The following is a 14755-nucleotide window of genomic DNA, read 5'->3' as shown; positions in this document are numbered from 1 at the left end:
ACAAGGGATATAAAAGTTACGAAATTAGTTGTTGCTGAACATAGCTTTTTATTCCAAATTTTCAATCTTACTTAAGAAATCATTCTTTTTACGCACAGAAACATCCAGTACAGAATGGTCTGCCATTACTACCTGTCCGCCTTTCCCTTTAATATATTCTTTAAGGTGAAATAGGTTGATGAGATGCTTATGATGAATCCTGAAGAAATTGTATTTCGTAAGATGTTCCTCAAAATCGTGGAGTGTTTTGGAAACAATGATCCTGGTTTTATCCGTAAGATAAAAGGTGGTATAGCTGGAATCCGCTTCACAGCGGATAATATCGCTGATATTGGTCAATTTGAAGCCCTGAAGCGTGGGAAGGCTTATTTTATTTTCACTGGAATAAATGGCTGGAGAGTTTTTGCTTTTTTTAATCATTTCAAGAACTTTGTTGACGGCCATTACAAAATCTATTTTCCTGATAGGCTTAAGCAAATAATCTGCTGCACCGTTTTTGATGGCCTGGATAGCAAAATTTTCAAATGCCGTAATGAAAATGATCCGGGAATCTATTTCTCTGAATTTTGAAAGAAGGTCAAAGGCAGTACCGTCTTTCAGCTGTACATCCAGGAAAAGGATATCCGGTATATTTTTAGTGAGATAAATATAAGCTTCTTCCACGCCTGATGCCTGAAATGATATTTGGATCTCCGGGAATTCATTCTTCAGCAGAAGAGCAATATAGTCTCTTCCGTCCTGTTCATCATCAACGATGCATGCCTGTATTTTGGTTTTCATAAGGTTTTATATAAAGTTTGATCTGGGTTCCCGGTCTTTGCTCTTTTTCAGAGAGATCATAAATCTCCAGGATAATATGGGTATCAAAAAGCTGCCTGAATGTTTCAATTCTTTTCCGGGATAATCTGAGCCCGAAAGAATCAGGTCTTGTCTGCCTTTCGCTGCCTATTCCTATACCATTGTCTTCTATAATGACACAGATTGATGTTCCGGTATGTTCAAATGATATCTGTATATTTCCTTTCCTGTCTTTTAAGCCTGCGATGCCGTGCTTTATGGCATTTTCCACGAAAGGCTGGATCAGCAGGGAAGGGACCGCCCAGTTTTCATTGATGCTGCCTGATAAGATGATTTTATAGTCAAACAGGTTTTTTAATCTCAGCTTTTCCATATTCAGGTATAATGCAAGGTAATCCACCTCGTCTTTAATAGTCATGAATGTTTTCTCGGAATAATTCAGCGTTTTCCTGATCATCCGGGCAAACGTTTGCAGGTAATTTTCTGTTTCCCGGTAGTCTTTTTTATACAGAAGAAACTGTATAGAATTGAGGCAGTTATAAATGAAATGAGGATTGATCTGTGCCTTGATGGCCTGCAGTTCCAGCTCGGCGATCTTTTTCTCATAATATAATGTTTCCAGCTTTTTATTTCTTTTTTTCTGAAAATACAGGGTGATAATAATGAACAGGGCAGCAGCACCAAGACTGGTGATCATCAGTCTGAACCACCATGTCTGCCAGAATTTAGGAAGGATCTCAAAATTCAGGTCAGTAGAAGCATAAGATCTTTTTCCGTTATACCCGATTCCAAAAACTTTAAATGTATACCGGCCCGGCGGAAGGGAGGCGAAAATAATGTTCTGGGAATTGCCCGTTTGCCAGCCATTGCTAAGCCCTTCGATTTTGTACAGGTAAGCTATCTTTCCCTGAGAGGTGAAATCCGGAAAACTTACATTGAAGGTAACATCATTGTCTGGCGTCTGGCTCGTTAACAGCTGGTGAATATCAAAAAATTCCCTGCCACCGATGACAACTGAATTGATGATCACCTTTTTGCTGATGAATTTTTTCTGGCTCATCAGGCTTTTAATCGACAGGATACCCAGCCCTTTGGACGTTCCCACATAAATGGTGTCCCCGGAAATAACACATCCCGATACCGCATTCGATGGAAGACCGTCTGTTTGGGTAAAATTATTGATCTTTACATGTGATCCCTTAAGCTCAATCCTGCTGAGTCCGTAATTTGTACTTGCCCAGAATATATTTTTGTTTTCTATTTCAATTTTTTTGATTTGGTTTGTAACCAGTCCGGCTTTTTCCGAAATTTTCATGAGGATCTTAGAATGATCAAAAAGAATGATCCCGTTAATGTTGGTAGCCCCGATATACAGATTATCACCGAATTTTTTAAGATCTGTAAAATAATATCCTTTCAGAAACAATTTTTTCTTTTTAGAAACAGTACTCACTTTATAAAGATCTTTAAAATTTCCGGCAAACAGGCTGTCTCTGGCATAAGGAAGAGCTGTATACATCCTTTCTTTGCTGAGTATTTCAGTATAGCTGCCTGTTTTGTAATGATAAGCGATAAGCCCGTCTGATGTACATAATATGATAGATCCTGGTATATAGGGCACAATATTTTTTAAAAGAAAATCCTTTAAAAAATATTTTTTCTTGGTCATGACATCATATTGAAAAAGACTTCTTGTCAACCCGAATATCACTGTATTTTTATCAGAAAAGATAGATTTGTGTTCTATTTTAATATTTTTTTCAAAAACAAGATCCGTTATCTGTCCATTGTGATATATGCCACTTTTAGCTTCGTTATAGCCCAGGAAAATACCATGACTATTTTTGGCAATAGCCTTTATGTTTGATAAATTATTTTTGACAGGAAATTGAATGTAATTTTTAAAAAACCGGTCAGCAATGAAAAAAAGCCCGTTATTCCGGGTAGAGAACCACGTATTGTTATCTTTATCCACTAAAATATCATTGATGATATAGTTTTCCATCATTTTGACGGGATCAGAAAACCTGCTGTCATCCAATAAGGACTGTTTGAAATACATTGTACCGCCTTCTTCAGGGCATAACCAGAGCCGGTAATTATTGTCTACGACGAGCCTGTGTATGTTTTCCTGTGCCGTATAGCTTTTTATTTTTTTGAAATGAAACTTGTTATAGAGCTTGTAAACATCAATCTTTCTTTTGTTTCTGAAAACAAAAATATTGCCTTTCCTTATTATGGGGGTATTATTATCGATGGAAAGGTTACAGGCTGTTTTCCTTTTGGTTGCAATATCGTAAGCCAGAATATTTCCCCTTTTTTTCTGAAGAGACAGATACAATATTTTATCATGCATACTGAGGCCAAACGCATAATAGGCATCCAAAGAATCGGTTTTAACGGCCAGAGGAATTCTGCCTACTTTTTCATTCCGGTAGAAATAAATATTCTTAGGATTATAGCTGGAAAACAGATAAAGAGAATTCTTATCAATATAATAATCGGGATTATGGGTAAACTGTATCTTTTTCAGTTCACTGTTTGAATCCGAATTAATGATTCTGCCATTTTTCAGGTAAGCAAAATCATTCAGAAAAGGTGTTATGAAAATTTCTCCGTTGGATAAAGGAATGCAAGACAGGGCTTCTATATTTTTCAAGCCTTGTTTATTGTTGAAATGCTTAAATTCCCTTCCGTCAAAACGGAACAGTCCGTTATCACTTCCAATCCACAGAAATCCGGTATTATCCTGGCTGAGTGAATAGGTGTAGGAACTGTTCAGACCGTCTTCTTCAGTATAATTGACCATCCCCGGGATCTGTGCAGAAGATAACACAGGGCATAATAAAGTCAGGGAAAATGAGAGAAGAATAAATAAATTTTTCACATGATATTGAATAATACTGTAAATATATAATTTGCTTAATAATAATGCAATATTTAAGGTTGAATGTTGAAAAAAAACGAATCGAAAAAATTCGGATAATTTTGTACAATTTCGTACTTTTGTATGTTTGCTGAAATCATATATGTCACAAGAAATAAATCCAATCTACTCAGAAGATAATATCAGAACCCTCGACTGGCAGGAACACATCCGTTTGCGCCCCGGAATGTACATCGGGAAGCTCGGAGACGGCTCCTCTGCGGATGACGGTATCTATATTCTGCTCAAAGAAATTCTGGACAACTCTATTGATGAGTTCAGGATGAAATCCGGGAAAAGAATTGAAATAAAGGTGGACGACGGAAAAGTTACCATCCGTGACTTTGGCCGTGGAATTCCGCTGGGTAAAGTAGTGGATGCCGTTTCCAAAATGAATACCGGAGGTAAGTACGACAGCAAAGCCTTCAAAAAATCTGTCGGATTGAACGGGGTAGGTACCAAAGCTGTTAATGCCCTTTCAGAATATTTCCGTGTGAGATCCTTCAGGGAAGGAAAATTGAAGATGGCTGAGTTTTCAAGAGGAATGATCACTGAGAATTATGAAGAAAAAGATACTTCAGACCGAAACGGTACTGAGATCTCTTTTATTCCTGACGGTGAAATTTTCCTTCATTTCAAATACAGAAAAGAATATATAGAAAAAATGCTGCGCAATTATGCGTATCTGAATCCCGGGTTGAAAATAATTTTCAACGGCGAGACCTATTATTCTGAAAACGGCCTTAAAGACCTGCTGGAAGAAGAAATGGAAAACGAAATCCTGTATTCTATCATTCACCTGAAAGATACGGATATAGAACTGGCGATCACCCATTCAGACAAATCACAGACGGAAACCTATTTTTCTTTCGTCAACGGGCAGAATACAACGCAGGGAGGAACACACCTGAATGCTTTCCGGGAAGCGTATGTAAAGACGATCCGCGAATTTTTCAATAAAAACTTTGATGCTTCAGACATCAGGAAATCTATTATTGCAGCGATCTCCATCAATGTGGAAGAACCTGTATTCGAATCCCAGACCAAAACAAAACTGGGATCTAACGATATGGGCCCTAACGGACCTACCGTAAGAACCTTTATCATTGATTTTCTGAAAAGCAAGCTCGACAATTTCCTGCACAAAAATCCCGAAATTGCTGAAGCCATCCAGAGAAAGATTCTCATCTCCGAAAGAGAAAGAAAAGAACTTTCAGGAATCCAGAAGCTGGCAAGGGAAAGGGCTAAAAAAGTATCTCTTCATAATAAAAAGCTCCGTGACTGCAGACAGCATTACAACGACCAGAAAAATGAAAGAAAAGGAGAAACCCAGATCTTCATTACCGAGGGAGATTCTGCATCCGGATCTATCACCAAATCCAGGGATGTAGAAACCCAGGCTGTATTCTCACTGAAAGGGAAGCCGTTGAACTGTTACGGACTGACTAAAAAAGTGGTATACGAGAATGAAGAATTCAACCTTCTTCAGGCCGCTCTGAATATTGAAGAAAGCTTGGAAGATCTGAGGTACAATCAGGTAATTATATCTACCGATGCCGATGTGGACGGTATGCACATCCGCCTGCTGATGATCACATTCTTCCTTCAGTTTTTCCCGGATCTGATCAAGAACGGGCATCTTTACATTCTTCAGACGCCATTGTTCAGGGTAAGGAATAAAAAAGAAACAAGATACTGCTACACCGAACCGGAGAGAATAAAAGCTCTGAATGAGCTTGGGAAAAACCCGGAAATCACCCGCTTTAAAGGACTTGGAGAGATTTCCCCGGATGAATTCAAACATTTCATCGGAAAAGATATCCGCCTGGAGCCTGTAGTGATAGGCAAGGACCAGACGATAGACCAGCTGCTGGAATTTTATATGGGTAAAAATACACCGGACAGGCAGTTGTTTATCCTTGAAAACCTAGTCGTGGAAGATCCTGATATCGACAAGAAAGAAATATTGGATGAAGTAGCAGGTTAAAAAACTAAACTAATACACATAGATACCTCAAATGAGACTTAGCAATCGCAACAAGGCTTCAGTTTACAATTTTGTACATACATTGCTGATGATGCTGGCTATATTTGGAATTGCAGCATTTTTGCTGAATGAATATAGATTTAAGGCTGTAGGAAAAGAGAGCTATATCCTTCTTATTGTTCCCCTTATACTGTTGGCCGTTTTTCATCTTAACGGCAGGCAGATATTTGAGTATGACAGCGATGGAGAAGCACTGAACTTTAAGAACAGGAATATTATCCCTTTTGTGGACAGACCTCTGCATGATGAATTTCCAAAGTATAAGCTGATCGGGTACGAGATCGTCCGTATTTTCTTTGTCAAAAGATTATACATTACCATCTCAAGCAAAAACAGCGGTTCTACCATCCTCAAATATGAGATATCTTATTTGAGCCAAAAAGAAGTAAACGATTTAAAACTCTCTCTGAATAAAGTAGTAAAGACTAATAAAGAGAAAAACGATTAAAAATAAATGACGACAGAAGAAAACCCGCATGAAGGTGAGAGCTTGAAAAAAGTCTCAGGACTTTATAAAGACTGGTTTCTGGACTATGCTTCCTATGTAATTCTGGATAGAGCGATTCCTTCCGTCTATGATGGGCTCAAGCCTGTTCAGAGAAGGATCATGCACTCTATGCGGGAGCTGGAAGACGGCCGTTACAATAAAGTAGCCAATATCGTAGGAAATACCATGAAGTATCACCCCCACGGAGATGCTTCCATTACCGATGCCATGGTGCAGATCGGCCAGAAAGAGCTCCTCATAGATACTCAGGGAAACTGGGGAAATATCTATACCGGAGATTCTGCCGCAGCGGCAAGATATATCGAGGCCAGGCTGACACCTTTTGCTCTGGAAGTGGTATTTAATCCTAAAACAACGGAATGGGCAAAATCCTATGACGGAAGAAATAACGAGCCTATTGATCTTCCCGTGAAATTCCCGCTGCTCCTTGCACAGGGAGTAGAAGGGATCGGTGTGGGACTTTCTACAAAAATTCTTCCCCATAATTTCAACGAGCTCATCAATGCATCCGTTGCCCACTTAAAAGGAAAGAAATTTGAGCTGTTTCCTGATTTCATGACGGCAGGCTACCTTGATGTTTCCGAATACAATGACGGTCACAGAGGCGGAAAGGTAAGAACAAGAGCCAGGATTACCCAGACGGATAAACATATGCTGGTGATCTCCGAACTTCCCTTCTCAAAAAACACAAGCGACCTGATTGATTCTATTCTGAAGGCCAATGAAAAAGGGAAAATCAAAATCAAAAAGATCGAGGACAATACCTCGGATACCGTAGAGATTCTCGTTCATCTTCATAATGATGTGTCGCCGGACAAAACCATTGACGCTCTGTATGCATTTACGGACTGCCAAGTGACGATTTCCCCGAATGCCTGTGTGATTGTAGGAGATAAGCCTATGTTCATGAATGTGTCCGATATTCTGAAAATGAATACCGAGCATACCGTTTCGCTGCTTAAGAAGGAACTTGAAATTGAACTTCACGAGCTTCAGGAAAGCTGGCACTTCTCTTCACTGGAAAGAATTTTTATCGAAAACAGGATTTATCACGATATTGAAGAGGTGAAAACCTGGGAAGATGTGATTAAAACCATTGATAAAGGATTAAAACCTCATACCAAACACCTTTTAAGAGCCGTAACGGAGGAAGATATTTTAAGACTGACTGAAATCAGGATCAAGAGAATTTCAAGATTCGATTTAGATAAATTTAAAGAAAATATAGCTGCCCTCGAAGGCAAAATAGAGCAGGTAAAACACAACCTTGCCAACCTGATCGCTTATGCGATTGATTATTATTTGAATATCCAGAAGAAATACGGAAAAGACAGACAGAGAAAGACGGAGCTCAGGATTTTTGATACTATTGATGCGACAAAAGTAGCGGTAGCCAATGAAAAATTCTATGCCAATTTTGAAGAAGGATTTATCGGGACATCCCTGAAAAAGGATCAGTATCTGTTCGACTGCTCGGATATAGACGATATTATTATCTTCAGAAAAGACGGAACCATGAAGGTTGTTAAGGTGGATGCCAAAACATTCGTCGGAAAAGATATCCTGCACGTTGCCATATGGAAGAAGAACGATAAAAGAACGGTTTACAATATGATCTACCGCGAAGGCAGGGATGGACCATATTATATGAAACGTTTTTCTATAACTGCGGTGACCCGAAATACAGATTATCCGCTGGCCTCTGATAAAAAAGGTTCAGAAACATTATATTTCTCGGCCAACCCCAACGGAGAAGCAGAAACGGTAACCGTCCTTTTAAAACCGAATCCGAGGATCAGGAAAAATAAAATGGAAATAGATTTCTCTGAACTTGCCATTAAAGGAAGGGATTCCAAAGGAAACCTGGTGACCAAATATTCTGTGAAAAAAGTAGATTTGAAGGAAGAAGGTGTCTCTACACTGGCTCCCAGAAAAATCTGGTTTGATGATACCGTAAGAAGACTGAATGCAGATGGCAGGGGCACTCTTTTAGGCAGCTTTAAAGGAGACGACAGAATTCTGACCATCAATACCAATGGCGAGGTAAAGCTGGTTTCTTTTGATCTGGGCAACCGTTTCGATGACGAATATCTGGTCCTGGAAAAATGGAAGCCGCAACAGCCAATAACCTGCATTTATTATGATGGAGAAAAAGAAATGTATTTTATCAAGCGGTTCCTTCTGGAAAATACAGTGAATGTACAGACTTTCATGCCTTCGGAACACCCGAAATCATTTATTGAAAATGTAATCGTGGCAGACGGTGCTTCAGCTGAGATCATTTTTGCTAAAGATAAGGGCAAAGACCGCGACCCGGAAACCATACATATTGACGAGTTCATTACAGTAAAAGGAATAAAAGCAATTGGTAACCAGTTCACGAAATTTAAAGTAAAAACAATCCATATTACCATTCCTGAGCCGGTAGAAGAGGAGCCGGAAGTATATGAAGAACCGGAAACCGGAGACGGTATTGTAGACGACGACCGGACTGTAATCGGTGACCTGTTTGAAAGCGGTGAACCAGAAAATTAAGAATTAAAATTATGAATATTATCATCTTATTTATTATAATCACCGCTATTATCAGTTTTGTTGCATTTAACAATCCAGGTATTACTGAAAAGTATAAATTCAGCGTAGGATCTATTCTGGGCAGAAAAGAGTACATCCGTCTGCTTTCATCAGGGTTTCTGCATGCTGATATCATGCACCTGGTATTTAATATGATGACGCTGTATTTCTTTGGACCTATTGTCATTCAGGCTTTCGGAAATATTGGATTCACAATTGTGTATCTGGGTTCTATATTGCTGGGGAATTTCCTTTCGCTTTACATTTACCAGAAACAACCGTGGTATTCTGCTGTAGGAGCAAGTGGAGGCGTTTCAGGAATATTATTTGCATCCATAGCAATGATCCCCGATATAGGAATTTATATCTTCTTTATTCCGATTCCGGTTAAGGGATATATTTTCGGACTGCTGTATTTCGGATATTCTGTATATATGATGATGAATCCAAGACAGCACGACAATATAGGACATGCAGCACACCTTGGAGGTGCATTTTTCGGATTGGTTTATGCCGTGGCTGTAGCTCCGGATACCGCCATGCATAATGCTCTGTACCTGGGAATCATGTCACTCCCGCTGATCTATCTTGGGTATGAAATTTTCGTCAGGAAGAAAATAGGATAAGATAAGCTTCAATCAAAGCATAAACCAATGAACATTCAGATTAAACCGTTTCATGGCTGTACAAATCTAAAGGTTCATTGGTTTTTTTGTTTGTGGTTTGAAAAACAGATATAGATTCCTGAAAAGGATATCAGCTTCCAAGCCGGTTCAGAGCATCTTCCAAAGTTTCAACAAAGTTGATGTGCTTCGTTTTGTTGCTTTCGAAAATAAAATCTTTCATACTTTTACTTTCGTACTTATCAAACTCTCCCACGATGGCAAGGCTTATACGGTAATTGGAGAATTTTTGCAGGATATCTCCGGCTATTTTGGTTTTCAGATCAAAGAACTCAGGAGTGACATTCTTTTCATACATAATTACCTTATCGAAGCCCTGATAATAAATATCCCCGAGAAGATCCAGACCGTCCTGAACAGACTGGATAATGATTTCATCAGAGATGATTTCAGCGATTTTTATATTGTTTCCGGTATGGGTAATAATTTTCATGGATTATTTTTATTTTTTTCCCACAATAAAGCGGTCATTTTCAGATAAATCCCTGACCAGCCGGACCCCGGAAAAATATTCAGTATACAGTTCAAGCGTTTCAGGACCAAGCTTTTGATTGATTTCTAAAAACAGAAGACCATTATCTTTCAAATATTTTCTGGAATCTGCCGCAATTTTCCGGTAGAAGACCAGAGCATCCTGTACAGGAGAGAAAAGAGCCATTTTAGGCTCAAATTTCTTAACAGAATCTGCAATCTCCGTTTCCTCTTCAATTCCTATATAAGGAGGATTGGAAATGATAATGTCATAGCTTTCGGGCAATTCAAAGTTCAGATAATCTGCATGGATAAAATTGATTTCCAACTGATGATGTTGAGCATTTCTTTTTGCAGTCTCCAAAGCTTTTTCAGAAAAGTCAATGGATGAAATTTCCGCCCCCGGAAAATGCTTTTTTAATACCAGTGGAATCACGCCGCTTCCGGTTCCGATGTCAAGAATTTTTAAACTTTTAATATTGAACTCTGAACGTTGAATTGTTTGAATGGCTATTTCAAGCAGTTCTTCCGTTTCAGGACGTGGGATAAGAACATTTTCATCCACAAAAAAGAGCATACCGTAAAATTCAGTTTCCCCAAGGATCTGCTGATATGGTCTGCCTGTTTTCAAGCCTGAAACAGCCTGGGTGAGCTGTTCTTCATCATCAGAAAGAAGCTCCCGGTGGGATAGTTTTCTCTGATCAAATGAATTGAAACCTACGATTTTCTGTATAAAAACTGAGCATAAAAAAGTACATTCCGACTCATTATAAAGCCTGGAAAGTTCTGTTTTAAAATATTTTTTGAATTCTGATACTGTCATTTATCTTGTAAAAACCAGTTTGGTGTCTGTAGATTTTTCTTCATCGATGAGGTAGCCTTCATAGTTGAATGCCTTTACATCGTTAAGGGTTTTGGCATTGGTTTCCGCACAGAACCTCACCATAAGACCTCTTGCATGCTTGGTATACACTACGATGGTTTTCAGTTTCCCGTCCTTCAGTTCATAAAAATCAAAATCAATCACCTTATGATTTAGTTTTTTCCGGTCAATCACTTTTCCGTACTCGCTGCTGGCCAGATGAAGAAGAAATTCACCTTTTTTCATCTCGGAATTCAGCTGTTCCGTGATTTTCTCTCTCCAGAATTCATATAAATTTTTGTATTGGTCGAATTCAAAATGACGTCCCATTTCCAGCCTGTAAAGCATAATTTTATCAGAGGGTTTCAGCAGGCCATACAGCCCGGAGAGCATTCTGTAATTTTTCTGCAGATAATCAATCGCATTTTTGTCAAGCGTTTTGGCATCCAGTCCTCTGTAAACTTCGCCCGTAAAAGCGAACATAGCGGGCGCAGATTCCTTTGCCGTTGGCCTGGCTTTCCATTTCTGGTTTCTTTCCCAGTTCTCGTCGGCCAGCTTAGGAGATATTTCCATTAATTCGGAAAGGTATTTGGGAGATTTATGTTTTAAATACGACTGTATCAATGAAGCTTCTTCGATGAATTTCGGAGTGGTTGCTCTCAAAAGACCGGTTGAATTCTCAACGTTCATCAGTTTCGCTGGAGAAGTTATAATTTTCATAATGTTAGAATGCAGATAAATGTTTAATGTCAGTAAAATTCATGATCATCATGGATACAAAATCATAGATGCAATGACTGATGATCAGGATTTTAATGTTCAAATATTTCTTATAAAATAAAGCAAAAACGGTTCCGATAAAGAAAGGAACCACCACCTGTCCGATTGTTCCGTACGTGCTGTGCAGAATTCCAAATAACGCAGCAGAAATAAAAACACCGGAGTATGAACTGTTGTATATTTTTTCAATTCGCGGCTGAATATATCCCCGCATCAGAAGCTCTTCCACAACTCCTGCAGTAAGGCAGAAAGAGATAATCAGCCAATAATTATTCCTGAAAAGTAACGCCAGCTGAAGCAGTTTTCTGCTGATGTTTTCCTGAGCGAAAATCTGAATCAAAAGGTTTAAAAAAGCACCGCCGAACGCACAGATCAGATATAAAAAGATAACTGCCCTGATATAAAATAATGCAGGGTATTTTTTTTCCTTCCACAGCAGAAAAGCATCCTTTTCCATGAGGAAATTGTAAAGAAAGACCAAAGCAAGAACCGTCCAAAGCGCAATTCTGGTATAGAATAGATTAGCTGATTTAAATTCTTTTACTCCTGTAATAAAGTAAACAAGCGGAAAGGCATAAAGCATCACCGCAATAAGAAGTACAAAAGTAAAAAGAATTCCCAGTGCGTATTTACCGTACAAACTCATACCTAAAGATCAGCTTTCAGCTAAATAATTCCTTTCCCCTGGCGGATAATTTCCGGTTCCCCGGAAGTAAGATCCACAATAGTAGATGCCACATTATCTCCGTACCCCGAATCGATGACAATATCCACCAGGTGATCATACTTTTCCGCGATCAGTTCAGGATCCGTAGAGTATTCGATGATTTCGTCATCATCCCTGATAGAGGTTGAAGCGATCGGGTGCCCCAGTTTTTCCACAATAAGCTGCGGAATCGGATGTTCAGGAACACGGATACCGATGGTTTTATGATTTTTGTATGCCAGCGGAAGGCTTTTATTGGCATCCAGAATAAAGGTAAACGGTCCGGGAAGGTGACTTTTCAGAAACCTGAAAACCGAAGTGTCAATAGGTCTTGTAAAATCTGAAAGATGGCTCAGATCATTACAGATAATTGAGAACTGGGACTTTTCCAGCTTGACTTTTTTGATCTGGGCCAGCTTTTCCATCGCTTTTATGTCAAAAATATTACATCCCAGAGCATAGATCGTATCGGAAGGATAGATAATCAGTCCGCCGTTTTTTAAGGTTTTAATCACCTCATTCATAAGATTTTCCTGAGGATTGTCAGGGTAAATTTTCAGTATTTTTGCCATAAAACAAAGATACAAATAATAAAATAGTTTTCATAAAAGTCCTTTATTTAAAAGAAAAATTAGGAATTTCAAAAAATAGCCGTATCTTTGCACTCACAATATCGCGGGATGGAGCAGTAGGTAGCTCGTCGGGCTCATAACCCGAAGGTCATCGGTTCGAGTCCGGTTCCCGCTACTAAGTTTAAGTGCTTTCGGTAAGCACTCTAAAGATACACCGCGGGATGGAGCAGTAGGTAGCTCGTCGGGCTCATAACCCGAAGGTCATCGGTTCGAGTCCGGTTCCCGCTACTAAAACGAAAGGAGCAATAATTTATTGCTCCTTTTCTTTGTTATATACATTGAAGGAATGAATGACTAAGGCTCAATCTCAAAACTTGGGATCAAGTGCAAAAGTTGGGGACTAGGCAAAAAGCTGAGCTAATCTGAATAGGCAAAAAGCTTTATCTCTCACCCTCCGAAGTTGTAATCTGAAATTTTTTATTTTCGCATTGAACGACCCGGCTGAAGCATTTTTGCTTCTTCGCTGGGCTCATAGACCGGATCAAGCTGTGGTGTCAAGAAACGGGAGCCTGCGGAATGATGCCCGAAACGGAGAGAACCAATGATATCGGCAACAGTCTTTATCATCGCTCCATAATTATTACCACTGGTGTAAATAGGCAGAACTCAGAAGGTGTACGCATTGAGTCATATCAATGTTCCTGTTTTCACTTTATTGTCTCAAAGTAGTATTATTTCTACAGCGTATATTATTTAATTCTACAGTCTTTTTTCAGCAGTACTGGTACAAAATCTTACTTTTGCACTGCTCTCAGCACCAGGCGACTGGGTATAGAGCTTATTATGTTTAATGATCCCTGCCTCATTTTCTACTTTTTCGAATGTTTTTATGACCAGTCATAGCAGCCTTCCCGGCGGGGATCATTTTTCATAGTAAATTTTTACAATATAAAATAGACCTGGCAATCCTAAATTTAAAACTCAATTCCTGATACGGGCTTCGGTCGTTAACCTCACAGGTATTCAAACTCCCGGATCTGGAGTTTGCTTTGTAATTTCATCCATTTATATGAACGTAATTTTACCTTCAAAATAAAAATCCCGCTCTGAAAGAGCGGGATTTACCATGTTTTCAATTAATATTTATTGAGCTAACTGACCGAAAGAAGTCAGCTTGTTGTCTTCAGACATCGTCTGTCCTAAAAACTCTTTTTTCTGGTCTCCTTTCATTCTTCCTGCCGCATCATTTGCATTGAAATAAGCTTCACTTAGCTTTGTAGTGATTTCCGCAGGTTTGAAATCGAATTTTGTATCACCGTCCACACCAAGATATCCGTTCTTTCTGGTAAGGTTTGAGATATAATTGTTGTAATTAATGAAAGTATTTCTTAGGTATTGCGTATGATAGTCCATACATTTTTTAGCTTTTTTGGAAGAATTGTTAAGAATACAGTTCTTCATATTATTCCTGTACAGGAACCATTCGGATTCCAGAATGCCGTACTCTTTTCCTAAAGCAGTCTTTCCGTTGGTAACGATATTGTTGTCGCCTTCCTTATCGGCAATCGCCTGAAGATGCTTGATAACCATGGGAACGGTGTTTTCGATCTTCGTTTTGGTTTCCTTTAAGATACTGAGATCTGCAGCCGGAGAATTCTTCTTTTGAGCCGTAGTCACATTAAAAATAAGCAGTAATAGTACAATCAATAAGTTATATCTTTTCATGAGAAATTTTTAAAGCACTAAAATAAATATATTTTCTCACTTTAAACAAATTCATTTTAATTTTATTTAATAAATTTTAACAAGTTTTAAGAATTTGTAGCTG

General features: G+C 38.8%; 12 protein-coding genes, 2 tRNA genes and 1 pseudogene. 7 read left to right on the top strand and 8 right to left on the bottom strand.

From position 1 onward, the window contains the following. Nucleotides 1-48 precede the first annotated feature (48 nt). Both IX38_RS16750 and IX38_RS16745 read right to left on the bottom strand, forming a co-directional pair. Nucleotides 49-780, bottom strand: a complete 732-nt coding sequence (locus IX38_RS16750; RefSeq protein ID WP_034706904.1) for a LytR/AlgR family response regulator transcription factor — start codon at nucleotides 778-780, stop codon at nucleotides 49-51. Then, nucleotides 749-3685 carry a sensor histidine kinase gene (locus IX38_RS16745; RefSeq protein WP_034706900.1) on the bottom strand — a complete coding sequence of 979 codons (2937 nt, stop codon included), beginning with the start codon at nucleotides 3683-3685 and terminating at the stop codon, nucleotides 749-751. Before IX38_RS16745 ends, IX38_RS16750 begins: the two co-directional genes overlap by 32 nt. Before the next feature lie 142 nt (nucleotides 3686-3827). Between IX38_RS16745 and IX38_RS16740 the strand changes: the two genes are divergently transcribed. From IX38_RS16740 to IX38_RS16725, 4 genes are read left to right on the top strand one after another with little or no spacing between them, the layout of a single operon-like run. Further along, on the top strand, nucleotides 3828-5711 hold the full coding sequence (locus IX38_RS16740) for a DNA topoisomerase IV subunit B (protein WP_034706898.1): 1884 nt from the start codon (nucleotides 3828-3830) through the stop codon (nucleotides 5709-5711). Nucleotides 5712-5742: 31 nt separating this feature from the next. Beyond that, nucleotides 5743-6219 carry a hypothetical protein gene (locus IX38_RS16735; protein WP_034706897.1) on the top strand — a complete coding sequence of 159 codons (477 nt, stop codon included), beginning with the start codon at nucleotides 5743-5745 and terminating at the stop codon, nucleotides 6217-6219. A 6-nt stretch (nucleotides 6220-6225) separates the two neighbouring features. After that, complete coding sequence (locus IX38_RS16730; protein ID WP_034706895.1) at nucleotides 6226-8814, top strand: DNA gyrase/topoisomerase IV subunit A; 2589 nt, start codon at nucleotides 6226-6228, stop codon at nucleotides 8812-8814. A gap of 11 nt (nucleotides 8815-8825) precedes the next feature. After that, nucleotides 8826-9479, top strand: a complete 654-nt coding sequence (locus tag IX38_RS16725; RefSeq protein WP_034706894.1) for a rhomboid family intramembrane serine protease — start codon at nucleotides 8826-8828, stop codon at nucleotides 9477-9479. A gap of 130 nt (nucleotides 9480-9609) precedes the next feature. Here the strand turns inward: IX38_RS16725 and IX38_RS16720 are convergent, their stop codons facing one another. Genes IX38_RS16720 through IX38_RS16700 form a run of 5 tightly spaced genes read right to left on the bottom strand, consistent with a single transcriptional unit; the run spans nucleotide 9610 to nucleotide 12927 of the window. Further along, nucleotides 9610-9969 (bottom strand): DUF4180 domain-containing protein, encoded by a 360-nt coding sequence (locus tag IX38_RS16720; protein WP_034706892.1) that lies wholly within the window; start codon nucleotides 9967-9969, stop codon nucleotides 9610-9612. A gap of 9 nt (nucleotides 9970-9978) precedes the next feature. Next, complete coding sequence (gene prmC, locus IX38_RS16715) at nucleotides 9979-10830, bottom strand: peptide chain release factor N(5)-glutamine methyltransferase (RefSeq protein WP_034706889.1); 852 nt, start codon at nucleotides 10828-10830, stop codon at nucleotides 9979-9981. Further along, the gene (gene yaaA / locus IX38_RS16710; protein WP_034706888.1) at nucleotides 10831-11589 is read right to left on the bottom strand and encodes a peroxide stress protein YaaA; all 759 of its coding nucleotides are present in this window, start codon (nucleotides 11587-11589) and stop codon (nucleotides 10831-10833) included. Nucleotides 11590-11593: 4 nt separating this feature from the next. Further along, on the bottom strand, nucleotides 11594-12295 hold the full coding sequence (locus IX38_RS16705) for a CPBP family intramembrane glutamic endopeptidase (RefSeq protein ID WP_034706887.1): 702 nt from the start codon (nucleotides 12293-12295) through the stop codon (nucleotides 11594-11596). 20 nt (nucleotides 12296-12315) lie between these two features. Beyond that, complete coding sequence (locus tag IX38_RS16700) at nucleotides 12316-12927, bottom strand: L-threonylcarbamoyladenylate synthase (RefSeq protein WP_034706886.1); 612 nt, start codon at nucleotides 12925-12927, stop codon at nucleotides 12316-12318. Between the two features lie 102 nt (nucleotides 12928-13029). Here IX38_RS16700 and IX38_RS16695 point away from each other — a divergent pair. The 3 genes and pseudogenes from IX38_RS16695 to IX38_RS23240 all read left to right on the top strand — a co-directional run. Then, nucleotides 13030-13102: transfer RNA gene (locus IX38_RS16695), tRNA-Met, on the top strand. Nucleotides 13103-13142: 40 nt separating this feature from the next. Then, nucleotides 13143-13215 (top strand) — tRNA-Met (locus IX38_RS16690). Between the two features lie 240 nt (nucleotides 13216-13455). After that, nucleotides 13456-13586 (top strand): annotated as a pseudogene (locus tag IX38_RS23240) (GNAT family N-acetyltransferase); the annotation flags it as partial. A gap of 484 nt (nucleotides 13587-14070) precedes the next feature. Here IX38_RS23240 and IX38_RS16685 read toward each other — a convergent pair. After that, nucleotides 14071-14652, bottom strand: a complete 582-nt coding sequence (locus IX38_RS16685) for a hypothetical protein (RefSeq protein ID WP_034706884.1) — start codon at nucleotides 14650-14652, stop codon at nucleotides 14071-14073. Nucleotides 14653-14755: the final 103 nt, after the last annotated feature.

Source organism: Chryseobacterium luteum (genome assembly GCF_000737785.1).
GTDB classification, from domain to species: domain Bacteria; phylum Bacteroidota; class Bacteroidia; order Flavobacteriales; family Weeksellaceae; genus Chryseobacterium; species Chryseobacterium luteum.
Note: the sequence above shows the minus strand (reverse complement) of the source record. Positions and strands in the feature narration are given on the sequence as shown.

Excerpts from the sequence above, each read along its gene's own strand:
- IX38_RS16700 (WP_034706886.1), bottom strand. The coding sequence starts at position 12,927 with ATGGCAAAAATACTGAAAATTTACCCTGACAATCCTCAGGAAAATCTT.
- IX38_RS16725 (WP_034706894.1), top strand. The coding sequence starts at position 8,826 with ATGAATATTATCATCTTATTTATTATAATCACCGCTATTATCAGTTTT.
- IX38_RS16740 (WP_034706898.1), top strand. The coding sequence starts at position 3,828 with ATGTCACAAGAAATAAATCCAATCTACTCAGAAGATAATATCAGAACC.
- IX38_RS16750 (WP_034706904.1), bottom strand. The coding sequence starts at position 780 with ATGAAAACCAAAATACAGGCATGCATCGTTGATGATGAACAGGACGGA.
- IX38_RS16705 (WP_034706887.1), bottom strand. The coding sequence starts at position 12,295 with ATGAGTTTGTACGGTAAATACGCACTGGGAATTCTTTTTACTTTTGTA.
- IX38_RS16720 (WP_034706892.1), bottom strand. The coding sequence starts at position 9,969 with ATGAAAATTATTACCCATACCGGAAACAATATAAAAATCGCTGAAATC.
- IX38_RS16685 (WP_034706884.1), bottom strand. The coding sequence starts at position 14,652 with ATGAAAAGATATAACTTATTGATTGTACTATTACTGCTTATTTTTAAT.
- IX38_RS16730 (WP_034706895.1), top strand. The coding sequence starts at position 6,226 with ATGACGACAGAAGAAAACCCGCATGAAGGTGAGAGCTTGAAAAAAGTC.
- prmC (WP_034706889.1), bottom strand. The coding sequence starts at position 10,830 with ATGACAGTATCAGAATTCAAAAAATATTTTAAAACAGAACTTTCCAGG.
- yaaA (WP_034706888.1), bottom strand. The coding sequence starts at position 11,589 with ATGAAAATTATAACTTCTCCAGCGAAACTGATGAACGTTGAGAATTCA.
- IX38_RS16735 (WP_034706897.1), top strand. The coding sequence starts at position 5,743 with ATGAGACTTAGCAATCGCAACAAGGCTTCAGTTTACAATTTTGTACAT.